This window comes from Aureimonas populi (assembly GCF_017815515.1).
GTDB classification, from domain to species: Bacteria; Pseudomonadota; Alphaproteobacteria; order Rhizobiales; family Rhizobiaceae; genus Aureimonas; species Aureimonas populi.
Genome location: NZ_CP072611.1, coordinates 3296088 through 3309943 on the forward strand (window position 1 = coordinate 3296088; position 13856 = coordinate 3309943).

Annotated in this window: 14 protein-coding genes; all 14 read right to left on the reverse strand. The window is 71.7% G+C overall.

Annotated features, from left to right (window positions below):
* Window positions 1-118: 118 nt before the first annotated feature.
* Window positions 119-604 (reverse strand): cytochrome c-type biogenesis protein, encoded by a 486-nt coding sequence (locus J7654_RS15660; protein WP_209736798.1) that lies wholly within the window; start codon window positions 602-604, stop codon window positions 119-121.
* Window positions 601-2589 carry a heme lyase CcmF/NrfE family subunit gene (locus tag J7654_RS15665; RefSeq protein WP_209736799.1) on the reverse strand — a complete coding sequence of 663 codons (1989 nt, stop codon included), beginning with the start codon at window positions 2587-2589 and terminating at the stop codon, window positions 601-603. The genes J7654_RS15660 and J7654_RS15665 overlap by 4 nt, the downstream gene beginning before the upstream one ends.
* Complete coding sequence (gene ccmE / locus J7654_RS15670; RefSeq protein ID WP_209736800.1) at window positions 2586-3044, reverse strand: cytochrome c maturation protein CcmE; 459 nt, start codon at window positions 3042-3044, stop codon at window positions 2586-2588. Before ccmE ends, J7654_RS15665 begins: the two co-directional genes overlap by 4 nt.
* Entirely contained in the window at window positions 3041-4153 is a 1113-nt protein-coding gene (gene ccmI, locus J7654_RS15675; protein WP_209736801.1) for a c-type cytochrome biogenesis protein CcmI, read from the reverse strand. Before ccmI ends, ccmE begins: the two co-directional genes overlap by 4 nt.
* Before the next feature lie 133 nt (window positions 4154-4286).
* Complete coding sequence (locus J7654_RS15680) at window positions 4287-4685, reverse strand: hypothetical protein (protein WP_209736802.1); 399 nt, start codon at window positions 4683-4685, stop codon at window positions 4287-4289.
* Between the two features lie 35 nt (window positions 4686-4720).
* The gene (locus J7654_RS15685; protein ID WP_209736803.1) at window positions 4721-6106 is read right to left on the reverse strand and encodes an ATP-binding protein; all 1386 of its coding nucleotides are present in this window, start codon (window positions 6104-6106) and stop codon (window positions 4721-4723) included.
* A gap of 13 nt (window positions 6107-6119) precedes the next feature.
* Window positions 6120-6782: a response regulator transcription factor gene (locus J7654_RS15690; protein WP_209736804.1), complete on the reverse strand. Its 663-nt coding sequence runs from the start codon at window positions 6780-6782 to the stop codon at window positions 6120-6122.
* A gap of 13 nt (window positions 6783-6795) precedes the next feature.
* Entirely contained in the window at window positions 6796-7143 is a 348-nt protein-coding gene (locus J7654_RS15695; RefSeq protein WP_245195528.1) for a hypothetical protein, read from the reverse strand.
* Window positions 7144-7225: 82 nt separating this feature from the next.
* Window positions 7226-7426 carry a hypothetical protein gene (locus J7654_RS15700; RefSeq protein WP_209736805.1) on the reverse strand — a complete coding sequence of 67 codons (201 nt, stop codon included), beginning with the start codon at window positions 7424-7426 and terminating at the stop codon, window positions 7226-7228.
* A gap of 26 nt (window positions 7427-7452) precedes the next feature.
* A complete protein-coding gene (locus J7654_RS15705; RefSeq protein WP_209736806.1) occupies window positions 7453-11322 on the reverse strand; it encodes a baseplate multidomain protein megatron in 3870 nt (1289 codons plus the stop codon).
* Window positions 11323-11330: 8 nt separating this feature from the next.
* Window positions 11331-11759: an NlpC/P60 family protein gene (locus J7654_RS15710; protein ID WP_209736807.1), complete on the reverse strand. Its 429-nt coding sequence runs from the start codon at window positions 11757-11759 to the stop codon at window positions 11331-11333.
* The gene (locus J7654_RS15715) at window positions 11756-12649 is read right to left on the reverse strand and encodes a DUF2163 domain-containing protein (protein ID WP_209736808.1); all 894 of its coding nucleotides are present in this window, start codon (window positions 12647-12649) and stop codon (window positions 11756-11758) included. The genes J7654_RS15710 and J7654_RS15715 overlap by 4 nt, the downstream gene beginning before the upstream one ends.
* Complete coding sequence (locus tag J7654_RS15720) at window positions 12646-13275, reverse strand: DUF2460 domain-containing protein (RefSeq protein WP_209736809.1); 630 nt, start codon at window positions 13273-13275, stop codon at window positions 12646-12648. Before J7654_RS15720 ends, J7654_RS15715 begins: the two co-directional genes overlap by 4 nt.
* Complete coding sequence (locus tag J7654_RS15725; RefSeq protein ID WP_209740610.1) at window positions 13276-13836, reverse strand: phage tail tape measure protein; 561 nt, start codon at window positions 13834-13836, stop codon at window positions 13276-13278. It lies immediately after the preceding gene.
* Window positions 13837-13856 lie beyond the last annotated feature (20 nt).

A 13856-nucleotide genomic window follows, 5' to 3' on the forward strand; every position in this document is an offset into this window, starting at 1 on the left:
CAGATGAGTTATGATCATTCTGCGAAATGACCATAAATTACAGCTTCACATGCAACCCGGCTTCCGCGCCGTCACCGTGAATATCGGTGGCTTTTGCCACCTGATGGCAGGAATTGCTCTAAAGACTCTCGCGCTCGGGCGGCCCCTTGCGAAGCAGCGCATCGACGGCCCTTTCCTCCTCGGCGGTCAGCACGGCGGGCGGGCGCGGCGGCGCGTTGCGGCTGCGCAGGAGAAGATACGCCCCGCCGCCGATGAGGATCAGCACCGGAAGGCCCCAGAGCGCCAGCGTCTGCGGGCCGAAGCGCGGGCGCAGCAGCACGAACTCGCCATAGCGCGCCACCAGATAGTCCACCACGTCCTCGTCGCTGTCCCCGGCCACGAGGCGCTCTCGCACCAGCAGGCGCAGATCGCGGGCCAGCGGGGCATCGGAATCGTCGATGGACTGGTTCTGGCAGACCATGCAACGCAACTCCGCCGAAAGCTGGCGCGCCCGCGCCTCCAGCGCGGGATCCGCCAGCACCTCGTCCGGCTGCACGGCCAGGGCGGCCGGCACCGGGAGGCAGAGAAGCGCAAGGAGCGCGAGAAGCGCCAGCCCCGCCCTCAAGCCGCGCCCTCCAGCGGCACCGCGCGCGTCGCGCGCCGGCTGGGCGCGCCGATCCGCAAGCGCCGGTCGGCCAGAGACACAATGCCCCCGAAGGCCATGAAGACCGTGCCGTACCAGATCAGCGTCACCAGCGGCTTGGTCCAGATCCGCACCACCGTCTGCCCGCCGTTGGAGAGCGGATCGCCCAGCGAGACATAGACCTGGGTAAAGAGTTCCGTGTGGATGCCCGCTTCCGTCGTCGGCATCTGGCGGGCCGGGTAGAAGCGGCGCGCGCTCTCGATCCGCCCTCGCTCGGCGCCGTCCTTCAGAACGACGAAGCCGCCGGCCTCCTCCGTATAGTTCGGCCCCTCGCGTGGGGCCACGCCCTCGAACCGCAGGCCGTAGCCGCCCGCTTCCACGACCTGTCCCGGCTCCATCACCGTCACCGTCTCGGTTTCCAGCGCGCTCACGGCCACGATGCCGAGCACCGTCACGCCCAGCCCGAAATGGGCGAGCGCCGTGCCGAAAGCCGAGCGAGGCAGGCCCTTGAGCCGCCGCAGGCCCGTGGCGAAACCGGCCTTGGCGAAGTTCGCGCGGCCGAGAAGGTCCACGAGGCTGCCCGCCATGAGCCACACCGCCACGCCGAAGCCGAAGGCGGCCAGCACGCGCACGCCCTCCACTAACGCCAGCGCCACGAGGCCCGCCGCCATGGCGAGGCCGGCCGCGAAGTAGAGCCGCTGCGCCGCCGCCGCCAGATCGCCCCGCTTCCACGCCAGCAGCGGCCCGAAGGGCACGGCCAGCAGAAGCGGCACCATCAGCGGGCCGAAGGTCATGTTGAAGAAAGGCGGGCCGACCGAGATCTTGGTGCCGGTGATCGTTTCCAGCACCAGCGGATAAAGCGTTCCGATCAGGATCGTCGCGGTGGCGGTGGTGAGGAAGAGGTTGTTGAGGACCAGCGCCCCCTCGCGCGAGATGGGCGCGAAGAGCCCGCCCGGCTCCAGCTCGCTCGAACGCCAGGCGAACAGCGCCAGCGAGCCACCCACGAAGACGCACAAAATGGCGAGGATGAAGACGCCGCGCTCCGGATCGACCGCGAAGGAATGAACCGAGGTCAAGACGCCCGAGCGCACGAGAAAGGTGCCGAGCAGCGAGAGCGAGAAGGTCAGGATCGCCAGAAGCACGGTCCATATCTTCAGCGCCGCGCGCTTTTCCATCACCAGCGCCGAATGGAGCAGCGCGGTGCCCGAGAGCCAGGGCATGAAGCTGGCATTCTCCACCGGGTCCCAGAACCACCAGCCGCCCCAGCCCAGCTCGTAATAGGCCCAGTAGGAGCCCATGGAGATGCCGGCGGTGAGGAACACCCAGGCCGCCAGCGTCCAGGGCCGCACCCAGCGCGCCCAGGCCGCGTCGATGCGCCCGTCGATCAGCGCGGCCACCGCGAAGGAGAAGGAGATCGAGAATCCGACATAGCCGAGATAGAGCAGCGGCGGATGGATCGCGAGCCCGATGTCCTGGAGGATCGGGTTGAGGTCCTGCCCCTCGATCGGCGCCGGCACGATGCGCTCGAAGGGGTTGGAGGTGAAGAGGATGAAGGCGAGGAAGGCGCTGGTGATCCAGGCCTGCACGCCCAGCACATTGGCCCGCAGGCTCGGCGGAAGGTCGCGGCCGAAGAAGACGACGAGCGTGGAGAACAGGCTGAGGATCAGCACCCAGAGGAGCATCGACCCCTCATGGTTCCCCCACACGCCGGTGATCCGGTAGAGAAGGGGCTTGGCCGAATGCGAATTTTGGACGACGTTCAGCACCGAGAAGTCGGACGCCACATAGGCCGCCGCCAGCACCGCGAAGGACAGGCTGAGAAGCGCCAGCGTGCCGACGGCCGTGGTGCTTCCCGCCTCCATCAGGCGCATGTCGCCCCGCCGCGCGCCCACCACCGGCAGGGTGGACTGCACCAGCGAAAGGCAGAAGGCGAGGATGAGGGCGAAATGGCCGAGTTCCACCGTCATTGGGCGCTGGCCTCCACCAGCGCGCCGTCCTGCCACAGGCCGCGGGCCTTCAGATCGTCCACCACCTCGCGGGGCATGTAGGTCTCGTCATGCTTGGCCAGCACGGTGTCGGCGGCAAAGACGCGATCCTGCCCCAGCGCGCCCTCGGTGACGACGCCCTGCCCCTCCCGGAACAGGTCCGGCAGCAGCCCGGCATAGACCACCGGTACGCTCGTGACCGAATCGGTCACGCGAAAGCGGACGATCTCGCCCGCCCCGCGCTCCACCGAGCCCGCTTCCACGATGCCGCCCAGCCGCACGCGCTGGCCGGGCGTCGCCGTCTCGGCCATGAGGTCGGTGGGCGAATTGAAGAAGGCGACGCTGTCCGACAAGGCCGTCAGCACGAGGCCCATGGCCAGCGCGACCACAGTCACCATGCCCCCGATGCCGGCAAGGCGCTTCTGCTTGCGCGTCATGGCCGCCCCTCCCCGTTCGCGGCGAGGGCGCGAAGATCGGCGGCCTCGCGGGAGGCGGGGCCGAACGCCTCCGCCGCCCGTTCGGCGGCGGCCCGCCCATCGGCCTCGCGGCCGAGAACGCGATAGGCCCGGATCAGCCGCGCCCAGCCCTCGAAATCCTGCGGCTCCGTCTCCAGCCGCGCGGCGAGGCCCGAGACCATGCCCTCGATCATGTCGCCCCGCGCTTCCTCGTCCATCTCGCTCGCGGCCGCGATCTCGGCGGCGCTCGGGCCGGCCGGCACCGCGCGCGCCTCGGCCAGCGCGCTTTCGGCCACGGCGCGCCATGGGGCGTCATCCGGGCTGTCGGCGATCAGGCCCTCCCAGGCCGGCGCGGCCTGTGCATGGCGGCCCTCCTGCGAAAGGGCGAGCGCCAGGAAGAAGCGGGGCGAAAGCGCGCCGGGCTCAAGGCGCAGCGCGCCCTCGAAAGCCTGCCGGGCCTGCGGCGTCACGCGCCCGCCCGAGGCCTGCACCAGCGCTTCGCCGAGGCCGGTCAGGCGCGGCGCGCTCTCGCCCAGCAGCGCCGAGGCGCGCGAGAAGGCTTCCGCCGCCCTGCCGGCTTCGCCGATGCGAAGGTAGATCGGCGCGAGCACGTCCCAGCCGCGCCCGTCCTGCGGGTCCTGCGCAAGCCGCGCCTCGGCGGCCTCGATCATGGCGGCAAGGCCCTGCGCCTCCCCCTCCATGCGCTGCGCCAGCGGCAGGTCGGGCAGACGCGGCATTCCAAGCTGCCCGTAGAGAAGGAAGCTGCCCAGAGGCAGCGCGAGAACGACGGCAAGGCCAGCCAGCGGCAGGCCCCGGGCGGCCGGCGGCGCGGAGGTGGAGCGCGCGGCGGCGGCGGCCTTCAGGAGGCGCCGCCCGATTTCGGCGCGCGCGGTGGCCGCCTCTCCCTCGGCCAGCAGCCCGCGCCGTCGGTCGGCCTCCAGCTCGGCCATCTGCGCGCGATAGACCTCCACATCGTGCGCGCCCTCCCCGGCATGGGCGCGCGCCGGATCGGCCCGGCGCAGGAGCGGCCAGGCCGTGGAAAATGTCACGGCCGCCGTCAGCACGGCGGCGATGGTCCAGAAGATCGTCACGTCGGATGCCGGCCGCGCGCGCGGCCGTAACCTCCCTGCTTGTGTTCCCGCTCCGGCACCGTCCTATCAAAGGTCAGCCGCCGCGCCCATTCAAATCCTCGATGGGCGGCCCCGGAGAAGGCGAGAGAGCGTTTCAGGCGACGGGCGTCCACAGCTCGCCGCTTCGGCAGGCGGTGCCCACCTGCCGCACGCTGGCCCCGTTCCGCTGCACCGTGTGCGTATAGCCCCGGCAGTCCTGCGAGCCGACGCGGTAGAGCTGCGTGGGCACCACCTCGCCGCGAAGCCCGTCCTCCTCCCAGGTCACGGGCATCCCCACGCGGCCGAACTGAAGAGCCTGATATTCCGCCTCCAGCGCCTTGCGCTGCGCGTCGGCCGGCAGGGAGAGGGCCGTGCTCTGGCCGATCAGCCCGCCCTGCAACGCCGCCACGCTGGTGGAGGCGGGCGCGAGCGAGCGTCCCGGACCACCCGAGAGGCAACCGCCGAGAGCGGCCGTCGCAAGGCACAGGAAGAGAAGCGTGGATGGCGTTCGCATGGCAGGTCCGTCTATCCGGCAGCGGCAGGGCGCTTTCACGAGATGTTCTCGTCCCCCGCCCGTGGCAAGTCCGCTTCTGCCTTTAGCCCGCCGAGCACCGAGCGTGCCAGCCGAAATTCGCCGCGATATTGCGCGATCGTATCGCTTACGATCGAAAGGCCGAGGCCGCTGCCCGGCTTGGCCTCGTCCAGCCGCCGTCCGCGCTGGGTGGCCTCCGCGATCTGCTCCTGCGACAATCCGGGCCCGTCATCCTCCACCGTCAGGCGCAGGCGGCCCTCGCCCAGCGGCGCGGCACTTACCATGATTCGGCCCCGCCCCCACTTGGCGGCGTTGTCCAGGAGGTTGCCGGCCAGTTCCTCGAAATCCTCCCGCTCGCCCGCGAAGACGAGATCGGCGGCCACCATCTTCACCTCGAGATCGAGACCGGGATTGAGCCGGCCGATCACCTTGGCCAGCCGTTCCAGCGAGGGGGAAACGGGGGTGCGGGCGATGGAGCCCTCGCCGAGCGCGGCCAACCGTGCCCGGTCGAGATAATGCTGCACCTGCACCCGCATCCGCTCGGCCTCCGCGCCTACGAGCCTGCCCTTGTCGCCGCCGATGGCGCCGGCCTCGTTGGTCAGGACCGCGATGGGCGTCTTCAGCGAGTGGGCGAGGTTTCCCACCTGCGTGCGCGCGCGCTCCACGACGCGCCTGTTGTTGTCGATCAGCGCGTTCATCTCGGTGGCAAGCGGCCGGATTTCGGTCGGGAACGGCCCCACCAGCCGCTCCGCCCGCCCGGCCCGCACCTCGCCCAGCGCCCGCCGCACCCGCTTCAGCGGGCGCAGGCCGTAGAGAATGGCCATGGCGTTGACGAAGATCGAGCCGAGGCCGAAAAGGCCGAAATACAGCGCCAGCCGCCGGTTGAAGCTCGCCACGTCGGCATCCACCAGGCTGGCGTTGCCCATCACCCGGAAACGCGCCACGTGGTCGCCCGGGTCGAGCACGATCTCGGCCTCCTCCACATGCAGCCGCTCGCCATCCAGCCCCTCGGCCGCGTAGCTGCGCTGATACTGGATATCGAAGGGCACGTCCTCGGGCGAGACGGCCTCCACCTGCGCCGGCCCCAGCGAGAAGGAGCTGAGCCGCCCGGAGGTGCCCTCGCCCACAGGGATCACCTCCCAGTACCAACCCGACAGCGGCCGGGAGTAGTCGAGATCGCCGAGGTCGGGCGCGCCGGCCAGGCGCCCGTCCTCGTCCACGCTCACGCTGTTCACCAGGCTGTAAAGATGCGCCCGCACGACACTGCGAAGGCCGGAGACGGCGGTGGCCTCGTAGATGCTGGAAACGAGCCCGCCAATCACCAGGAAGGCGGCCACCACCCAGAGGCTGGAGAAGAAGACGACGCGAACCGCGAGGCTGTCGGCCGCCCTGCGCAGGGCCATCGCGCTCAGTCCGTCACGCGCCCGGCCCCATACGGTAGCCGAGGCCGCGCACCGTCTCGATCAGCTCGCTCCCGATCTTGCGCCGCAGCCGACCGACGAAGACCTCGATCGTGTTGGAATCACGGTCGAAATCCTGGTCGTACATGTGCTCGATCAGCTCCGTGCGCGAAACGATCTCGCCCTGATGGTGCATCAGGTAGGACAGGAGGCGGAACTCGTGCGAGGTGAGCTTCAGCGGCGCGCCGTCGAGGCTCGCGCGGGATGCGCGCGTGTCGAGCCTCAGCGGCCCGCACATGATCTCGGACGAGGCATGGCCGGCCGCGCGGCGGATGAGCGCGCGCACGCGCGCCAGCACCTCCTCGATATGGAAGGGCTTGGCGACATAATCGTCGGCGCCCGCGTCGATGCCCGCCACCTTGTCGCTCCAGCGGTCGCGCGCGGTCAGGAGGAGCACCGGCATGGTGCGCCCGTCGCGCCGCCAGCGCTCCAGAACGCTGATGCCGTCCATCTTCGGCAGGCCCACATCCAGGATCACCGCGTCGTAAGGCTCGGTGTCGCCAAGGAAATGCCCGTCCTCGCCGTCGAACGACTTGTCCACGACATAGCCCGCGCCGGTCAGCGCTTCGTCCAGTTGGCGGTTGAGGTTGAGTTCGTCCTCGACGATCAGAATGCGCATGGGTTCGTGTCGGTCAGCCGGGAATGGTGATGGTCGTGCGGCGCGGTCGTCCTCCGTCCTGCCCGGGCACGAGCACGGTCACGACGCAGACGACGCGCCCGTTCTGCTGCTGCGCGCTGACGGAGAGCACCTGCCCGCCCGTCTGCGCCGCCGCCTGGGCCGCCGCGCCTGCGCAGTTCGCCTGTGCGAACAGGAGCGGCGTCTCGGCTCGCGCCTCCGGCGCTTCCAGGGCGGGCCGCGGCCCCGGCTCCAGCGGCGCGCCCTGGGCGGCCGTGGCCAGCGCCAGACAGGACGCCAGAACCGGTATGCGCAGGATATCGAGGGGCGTGAAGATCGTCATGGCCAGCCTGATCGGGAACACGTTCTCTTTCTAGCGCCCGCCTGCTGAATGTCGAATGAATGGGTTGCGCCGCACAAGCAGGCGGCGCGGCGCAACCCTCCTTCTACTTCAGCGGCTCGTGCGCGGCAAAGCGTCCGAAGATCGCCAGCAGCGCCCCCACGGCCGAAACGGCGTTGGTCAGCGCCTGCGACAGGGCCTCGTTGGCCTCCGTGCTCGCCTCCACGCCGAAGAGGCTCGCCACCGCGCCGGCAAACGCGATGCCGGCGCCCCAGATCGTCTTGGACCGGTACCAGTTCTTCGTCATTCTCGCTCTCCTTGGTTGAAGGCTCGTCACACGGCGCGCCGGAAGGCGGCGCGGCGCCCCACGCCCCTGCCCGCCGCGCCGATCTGGCAGATTTCGACATCGAGCATCGCCGGCAGCCCGCCAAAGGCGGCGACCTGCTCCTGTGCGCCAAGGGTCAGGCGGGGAACGTCGGTCTCCACTTCCACGAACATGCCCCCACTCGAAAGGGTCGCGACATAGGCTTCGCTCTCCTCCCCCAGCGGCACGTCCGGCGCCTCCCACCGGTCCGCGTCGATCCGCGAGCGGCGCACCCAGCCGAGCTGGAGCGCCCCGTCCCGAAGGAAGGCGCCGCGCAGATGCACGGGCGAGAGGGCGCGCTCGCGCCTCTGCCCGAGAGCCGCCCGGCTCGCCAGCGCCGCCTCGTCGTCCAGCGCGCGCCCGGCCGGCACCACGCGCCAGTCGATGGCCGCGCCGGATTCCGCAGCCCCCAGCTCCAGCGCCGGCGCAGCCTCGTCCAGAAGCACGAAGGTGCTGCCGGCCGGGGCGCCCGCCTCCATGGCATCATCCGTCCCGCCCTGCGCCCGCAGGAGGCCCTCCAGGCGAAAGCGGCCCGGCGCCACCTCCTGCGCGGTCTCGAACTGCACCACCTCCCAGGCGCCCGAGGCGCTCAGGATCGCAGCCGCGTTGCGCCCCGAGAGCAGGCCCTCGGGGCTCGTCGAATAAGCCGCGCCCGCCGCCAGATCGACGAGGATCGCATTGCCCCGGTCGAGGCGCCCCGGCGGCCCCGGAGCCAGCGCCTCGGCCAGTTCCCCGAGGATGGCCGGGGCCTGCGCCAGCCCGCGAAGCGTGAAGCCGTCGCCCGCCGCCGACGCCAGCACCGCATAGGGCATCCAGGGCCGCGCGAAGACCGCCGCGCGCGGGCCCCCGCCATTCGCGCCGAGCAGCGGCAGGTCCATGAGGTGAACCAGCGGGCGGGAGGGCAGGACAGGGCCGGGCGTCACCGGCGGGGGCGCTTCGCCTCTGTCGTCGCGCGCCTCGAGCGCCGGGTCCGGCAGTCGCCTCGCCTTGATGCGCCGCACCGCGCCGTCCTCGATCCTCTCGATTCGCCAGCGGCCCGGCCGCCCGGGCAGCGTCGCCACGTCGCCCGGCTCCGGCGCCAGTTCTCCGGGCGGCAGCGCGAAGGCGGCCCTTTCCCGCCCGCCGGCCCCGTCCATCAGCATCGAGCGCGCGAAGCGGCGCGCCTCGCTCTCGTGCAGCGTCACCGGCAGGTCGATCTGGAGGAGCCGCGTGCGCCCCGCCTCGCGCAGCGCCGCCGAGGCCGTGCCGCGCTGATAGGCCCGCGCCGGGTCGGCGAAGCCGAGGATCACCTCCTGCGCGCTCTCGCTCTCCTGCGTGCGCCGCAGCTCCATCAGCGGCGTGTCCTCCTCCTGCGCCAGCACGTCCAGCGCCAGCGGCGGCCGCGCATCGCGGTCGGCGGCGAAACTCAGCCTCCCGGCGCGGGAAACGGCATGCAGCCCGCCCAGCCGCATCAGTTCCTCCAGTTCGCCGCGCACGGAGCCGGCTCCCATCAGCACATAGCCGCCGATCTCGCCGTCCACGGCCCGCACGTCCGCGTCCTCGATACCGTGGTCGCGCAGGATCGCGGCGACCAGCCTGTCGAGCGGGGCCTTGCCCAGGCGCCCGGTCAGCCAGTGCCCGCGCTCCCAGTTGCTGCCGTCGCTCCACACGTCCCGGCGCTCGGGAAAGGCAGGGTAAGGCCGCGCGTCCCAGGTCCAGAGGTGGATCGCGCCCGTCTCCACCATCCGCCCGCCATAGAGCGGCGAAACAGGGTTCGCCTCGCTTTCCCAATGGCGCAGATGCGCTTCCAGGAAGCGGCGCTGCTGGTGGTCGTCCCGCGCCCCGGTGGAGAAATGCGGCGTCAGGCTCTCGGAGGATTTCGGGTCCACGAAGACGTTCGGCTGGTTGGCGCCCTTGTCGATGGCCGGGCACCCCAGCTCCGTCAGCCAGATGGGCTTGGAGCACGGCACCCAGGCGCTCGCCTCGCCCGTCTCCACGCCGCCGCGCCGCTCCACATGCGGGTTCGCCCACCAGGCGCGCAGGTCCTTGGCGCGGTAGACCCAAGGCTTGCCCGCGCCATCGGTGATCGGCGTTCGCCGCCGCTCGCGGCGGTCCGCCTCGCTGGCGTAATACCAGTCGAAATACTCGCCGCCCTCGATTCCGCGCATCAGCGCGTCGCGGTCATAGGGGCTGCGCGCCGCGTCCGGCCCCCCTTCGTCCCAGTCCCCGGCGCGCCAGTCGGCGAGCGGCAGGTAGCTGTCGATTCCCACCATGTCGATGGCGGCATCGGCCCAGAGCGGATCGAGGTTGAAGAACACGTCGCCCGATCCATCGGCGGGCTGGTAGCCGAAATACTCGCTCCAGTCGGCGGCATAGGTGATCTTCGCGCCCGGCAGGATCGCCTTCACGTCGCGCGCGAGCTGGATCAGCGCCTCCACGAACGGAAACCGTCCGGCCTCGTCGCGCAGCCGCGTCAGGCCGCGCATTTCGGAGCCTATGACGAAAGCGTCCACGCCCCCTGCCATCTGCGCGAGGAAGGCTTGATGCAGCACCATCCGGCGATAGGACCATTCGGCCGGGCCGAAATAGCTCACCCTCCCGCCGGCGGTGGAGAAATGGCCCGACACCGCCGTGCCCGTGAAGGCGGCGATCTCCATCCGTGCCGCCGCCGTGCCGTCGGCCGAGCCCGCGCGGCCCTCAGCGATGTCCAGCGTCATGCGGCCCCGCCACGGATAGGGCGCCTGCCGCTCCCCGCCATAGGGGTCGGGCAGCACGTTGCCGCCCGGCACGTCCATCATCAGGAAGGGGTAGTGCGTCACCTTCAGCCCGCGCGCCTTCAGGGCGCGGATCGCGCGCACGACGCCCGCATCCGATGGCGTCCCGCCATAGGCCGGCCCGCCGCCGTCCCGGCTTACGAGATGGGCCTGCGCGCGCGAAAGCCCCTGCACGCGCCACGGCACGGTTTCGTTTCGCGCCCGCACCTCCACGCCCGGCCGCACCCGCGCGCGGCCCACCCGCAAATCGTCCGCGAACCAGGAGACGATCAGGGCCGCCCGTTCTATCCTCGGGCACAGCGCCGTCAGTTCCTCCAGCGAGGCCGAGAAATCGTTGCCGGCAAACAGGATATTGCGGTTGGCCAGCCGGTCCTCGCCCGGTCGCAGCGTCTCGCGCACCGTCAGCGTGTCGAGCCCGTGCTCGCTCGCGCCGGGAATGATCGTGACGGCGCGGATGCTCTCTTCCAGCTCGCCGATGGGCCGCACCACCTCGCAGGCGATCTGCGGGATGCGGTTGCCCCAGCGCTCCAGCGGCAGGCGCTCGAAGACGAGATAGGCAAGGCCCCGATAGGCCGGCGCACGGCCCTGCCCCTGCTTCGCCTCGATCAGCGGGTCGGGCATCTGCTCCTCGCCGCCCTTGTGGAGGCGCACGGTCACGCCCGCCAGGTCCATCTCCTCGCCATCGGCCCAGATGCGCCGCACATGCGCGACAGGCCCCTCGCACAGGCCGATCGCCACATTGCCGAAATAGGAGTAGCTGATTACCTCCGTGCCGCCCGAACGGCCGCCTCCCTTGCCGCCCTGCCGCTCGGAGGTGCGCGTTTCCTCGAAGCGCGTCGTCCAGATCACCTGCCCCGTCAGGCGCGCCGTGCCGTAGAGGCGGGCGATGCCCGTGCCCTCGTCCGCCTCCATCACGCGCGAGGCGGCCAGCCGCGCGCCCTCCACAGATTGCCGCCGCGAGAACAGCCGCTGGTCCACGGCCGCGCCGGCCAGCCCGCCGGCCGCGCGCCCCACCATCGCCCCCAGCGGCCCGCCGATCAGCCCGCCGAGCGCCCCGCCCGCCGCCTGTAGTAGAATCGTCGCCATGACAGCCTCTAGTCGGGAAAACGGAAGGTGCCGCAGATCCGGCTTTTCCAGCCCGGCGTCAGCGGCGAGGAGAGGACGCAGGCGCCCTCATAAGCGTGGATCAGCCGGCCGCCCTCGTCGAGAATGCCGCAGTGCTTGGCCGGCCGCCCCTCGCGCCAGCGGAAGAGCACGAGGTCGCCCGCCTCGCCGTCGCGCCCGCCCAGCGGCGAGAAATGGCGCAGGCTCGCCTCGTAGAGGCGGTCCTCGCCGCCCGCTTCCGCCCAGTCCGGGGAATAGGCCGGCAGGCGCTCGGGCTCGCTGCCGTAGAGTTCGCGCCACACGCCGCGCACGAGGCCGACGCAGTCCGCGCCCACGCCCCGGCGGCTGCCCTGGTGGCGATAGGGCGTGCCGATCCACAAGCGCGCCGCCGCCAGCGCCTGCATCCGCCGCCCGCTCATAGCACCACCGGCCCGCCATCGTGCAGCCCGTCGCGCTTGGCGATGCCGAGGGCGGTATCGAGCCCCGGCAGATGCGGAAAGCCGCGGAAATTGAGATGGTTGGCAAAGCGCGTCCGGCAGGTGGAGAAGCTCTTGTCGCACCCCACGCTCAGGGTGAACGCGTCGCCCGCCTCGGCGGCGAAGGGCAGCGGCTCGACCAGCGAGATCGCCACCTCGCCCTCGCCCGGCGCCTCTCCCAGCCCCGCCACCTCGCGCGCGAACCCCGCCGCACGCCCGCTCGTCATCCTGAGCAGGCCATGGGCGAAGTCGTCGAAGGCGATGGCGCCGAGCCCGCTTGCCTCGAACCGCGCGGCCCCCGCGCCGGACACCACGCCCCGACGCGTGCGCCCTTCGCCGCCGAGGTCCACCTTGCAGCGCGCATCGCCCAGAACCGCGTCGCAGCGGCGGCGGTAGAGCCGCCCGCGCGGGCTGTCGAGCGCCGCCTCGGGCCCGCGCAGCTCCGCCGTGAAGGCGCCGTCGCGCCGGCGCAGCTCGCCGAGCGTCGCCACTTCCAGCAGCATGTGCGCCTGCGGCGCGCTCCAGTCCACCGCGAAGCATTCCACCCGCGCGCCGTCATAGAGCCCGGCTTCGATGTCCTCCTCGGAGATGGCGGCCGAGGAGAGCGCGCCTTCCACCTCCTGCGTGCCGGCGGAAAGTCCCAGCGCCGCCTCCGCCTCGCCGGCCGAAAGCCCGCTCGCCGCCTCGAATGTCGTGCCGGCGAAGGTCAGGGCCTCGTCATGGTCGGTGAAGCCGAAGGAGCGCCCGTCCACACGCGTCAGCCGCCAGGCGCGCGCCATCGTCGTCACGGGCGCGGCGAGCCGGCCCTTCAGGGCATCGGGTATCTCCCTCACGGGCGCACCTCCACGAGCGGGATGGATGGAATGTCCCCGGCCTCGAAGGCCGCGATATTCACCGCGAGATGGTCGATATCGAAGCGCACAGGCACGTCGAACTCGAAGCCCGCCGTCACGCCCACGCCCTCCGCCGGCGCCTCGTCCAGGGTCACCACGCCCGTCGCCGTGTCCAGCGCGAACGGCACCTCCACGCCCCCTGCCGCCACGCGCACCGTGCCCGCCACGGGTTTTTGCACCGGCCGCAGATAGGCGTCCTCGCCAGTGCCATAGCGCTTCAGCAGCGCAAAGGCGCGCGCCTGCCCGTCCCCGATCCCGATCGCCTGGTCCAGCGCCGAGACCGCCCGCCCCGGCGCGCCGGAGCACCAGTCCAGCGGGTCGCGGAAGCGGAAGCCGATCAGCCGGCCCCGCCGCGCCTCGAAGAAGGCGAGCACGGCCGCAAGGTCTTCCAGGCTGCGGAGCCCGGAGCCCGCGTCGTAGCGCCGGGCCGAGTGGCGATGGCGCTGGTTGCGCGTCTCGAAGCCGGTGGAAAGGCGCACGATCTCGGTCACGCGCTCCGGCCCGCCGCTGGTGCCGAAGGCAACGCGCAGCGGAAAGCGCTCCTCGCAAAAGCTCGGCAGCGTCATCTAGAGCCCCCTTTGGCCGCGCGCGGCAGCCCGCGCCAGCATCGCCTGAATCTGCACTTCGGACCGGCGGAAGCTCGCCGCGTCCGGGCTCGTCACGTTGAACACGATGGAGGGCCCGCCGCCCCGGCCCCCGCCCGGCGCCGCCACGCCCAGCGTGCCGTCCGCGCCCCTCTTCAGCGGCAGGATCGCCTCCGCCCCCGCCTCGCCCATCAGCCCCATCTGCCGCCCGGCGGGAAAGAAGGTGGGGCTGCGCACCACGCCGCCCTTGGCGAAGGGCACCACGCCCGTCGCCTGCGCGCCCTGCCCGCCCCCGCCGAGCCCGGAGAGGAGCTGCCCCGCCAGGCCGCCGGCGAAGTTGCCCAACGGCTTCAGCGCCGCGTCCAGCGCGATGAAGGAGAGGCGCTGGGCGAGCTGGCGCAGCACGTCGTCGAAGCCCTTGCCCCCGAGCGCGGCCGCCTTCAGCGCGCCCGTCATGGCCGAGCCGAAGGCGTTGGCCCGGTTCGTGAGGTCTGAGAGCGAGCGCTCGAAGGCGGAGATGTCCGCCTCCACCGCCACGCGCATGGTTTCGTCGGCCTCCACGG

What these genes read in the sequence shown, in the direction of transcription:
- J7654_RS15720 (WP_209736809.1), bottom strand. Translation starts at nt 13,275, where the DNA reads ATGACGCTGCCGAGCTTTTGCGAGGAGCGCTTTCCGCTGCGCGTTGCC.
- J7654_RS15710 (WP_209736807.1), bottom strand. Translation starts at nt 11,759, where the DNA reads ATGAGCGGGCGGCGGATGCAGGCGCTGGCGGCGGCGCGCTTGTGGATC.
- J7654_RS15680 (WP_209736802.1), bottom strand. Translation starts at nt 4,685, where the DNA reads ATGCGAACGCCATCCACGCTTCTCTTCCTGTGCCTTGCGACGGCCGCT.
- J7654_RS15705 (WP_209736806.1), bottom strand. Translation starts at nt 11,322, where the DNA reads ATGGCGACGATTCTACTACAGGCGGCGGGCGGGGCGCTCGGCGGGCTG.
- ccmE (WP_209736800.1), bottom strand. Translation starts at nt 3,044, where the DNA reads ATGACGCGCAAGCAGAAGCGCCTTGCCGGCATCGGGGGCATGGTGACT.
- J7654_RS15690 (WP_209736804.1), bottom strand. Translation starts at nt 6,782, where the DNA reads ATGCGCATTCTGATCGTCGAGGACGAACTCAACCTCAACCGCCAACTG.
- J7654_RS15700 (WP_209736805.1), bottom strand. Translation starts at nt 7,426, where the DNA reads ATGACGAAGAACTGGTACCGGTCCAAGACGATCTGGGGCGCCGGCATC.
- J7654_RS15685 (WP_209736803.1), bottom strand. Translation starts at nt 6,106, where the DNA reads ATGGCCCTGCGCAGGGCGGCCGACAGCCTCGCGGTTCGCGTCGTCTTC.
- J7654_RS15665 (WP_209736799.1), bottom strand. Translation starts at nt 2,589, where the DNA reads ATGACGGTGGAACTCGGCCATTTCGCCCTCATCCTCGCCTTCTGCCTT.
- J7654_RS15725 (WP_209740610.1), bottom strand. Translation starts at nt 13,836, where the DNA reads ATGCGCGTGGCGGTGGAGGCGGACATCTCCGCCTTCGAGCGCTCGCTC.